Annotated in this window: 1 protein-coding gene; it reads right to left on the minus strand. The window is 48.0% G+C overall.

Going from position 1 to position 1,058, the window contains the following annotated elements; genetic code table 11:
- Positions 1 to 55 precede the first annotated feature (55 nt).
- Positions 56 to 928: an IS3 family transposase gene (locus DFQ01_RS30775; protein WP_110047719.1), complete on the minus strand. Its 873-nt coding sequence runs from the start codon at positions 926 to 928 to the stop codon at positions 56 to 58.
- Positions 929 to 1,058: the final 130 nt, after the last annotated feature.

Consider the following 1,058-nt stretch of genomic DNA (forward strand, 5'->3'; position numbering starts at 1 on the left):
TGGAGTTGTCAAAAAAAGTGCAGTTTGAAAACACACTCATACAGAAACCCCGTTACTAAGCTGCCTGTGACAGCATTCTTTCGCGATAAATAGCAGGGGGCCAGCCCCCTGGATTAGAGGTGTAGATCCGCTGTCTGTTGTAGTAAACCATGATGTATCTGAAGATGATCGATTTAATATAGGCCATCGGATAGCGCTCCGTGTTGATCTTGTACAGTTTCTCTTTCTTTAGCGTAGCAAAGAAGCTTTCCATTCGTGCGTTGTCATAGCAACGCCCTGTGCCACTCATGCTCTGAATGGCATCTCGTTTAGCCAGACGCTCCCGGAATGCATGGCTCGTGAATTGGCTGCCTCGATCGCTGTGATAAATCATTCCGCGTGCATTTCTTGCCTTGCAGGCGTTCTCAAAGGCTTGGATACAGAGTTCCTTGCGCATGTTGTCGTCCATGGCTAGGCCCACGATCTCTCCATTGAAACAATCCAATACTGCGGACAGATATAACTTGCCGTCTGAACAAGGGACTTCGGTGATGTCAGATAGCCACTTTTGGTTTGGTGCTGAGGCCTTGAAGTCTCTCTGGATCAGGTTCTCACTCTTTTGAGCTGCGGCATCCTCGCGTGTAATGCCGTTCGGATAACGCTTGGCTTTCTTCAGCAAGCCGTGCTTCTTCATAATCCGATGGACGGTGCTGTAACTGGTCTTAATATCTATTTGTAACAGCGCCAGCAGAATACGCTGAACACCGTAATTACTGTTGTCTTCATGTTTTCCAATGATGTCTTTAATGTTGACCAGAAGGCGTTGCTGCCGCTCTTGTTTAGGTGTCGGTTTCAAGCTACGGTAATAGCCCGATTCGCTGACAGCAAGTACTTCGCACATCTCCTTGACGGTCCATCTATCCCGTCGTTCACGGATGTAAGCATACAGATGGCATGCCTTTACCGCTTCCGGTCTACTGCGAAAAAACCGAGTGCGTCCTTGAGAATCTCATTCGCTCTACGCAACTCGCCTATTTCTCTTTCTAGTTCGATTTCACGCGCTGTCTTATCAGCAGATG

It is taken from the genome of Paenibacillus cellulosilyticus (assembly GCF_003182255.1).
In the GTDB taxonomy this organism is placed as follows: domain Bacteria; phylum Bacillota; class Bacilli; order Paenibacillales; family Paenibacillaceae; genus Paenibacillus_T; species Paenibacillus_T cellulosilyticus.